This window comes from Bacillus sp. SIMBA_005 (assembly GCF_046535585.1).
Taxonomy (GTDB): Bacteria; Bacillota; Bacilli; order Bacillales; family Bacillaceae; genus Bacillus; species Bacillus pumilus.
In genome coordinates this window covers 1-245 of sequence record NZ_JAWRWI010000963.1, presented here as the reverse complement: position 1 = coordinate 245, position 245 = coordinate 1, and the positions used below count along the sequence as shown (strand labels likewise).

The window sequence follows — 245 nt, the reverse complement described above, 5'->3', positions numbered from 1 at the left end:
GCAAATATTATTGCAGGACCTGGAACTGTAGCCCAATGGATTAATTTACAATATTACGCATCAACGGTAGCACCTCATTATTATGGCAGCGGAAATAAAGCAACTCAAACCGTTACTGCAGGTCTCGGCGTTATGCAGGGGAATGCAAGCGACTTGTTAGCCGGACTGCCTTGGCAATCGGTCATGGAATCAGATCACGAGGCCTATCATTCTCCTCTTCGTTTATTGATACTCATCCAAGCACC

At 45.7% G+C, this 245-nt stretch carries 1 protein-coding gene; it reads left to right on the top strand.

Annotation, left to right across the window (positions count from 1 at the left end; translation table 11 throughout):
- A partial coding sequence (locus SB660_RS22955) for a putative inorganic carbon transporter subunit DabA (protein ID WP_410584830.1) occupies positions 1–245 on the top strand: 245 nt, incomplete at both ends.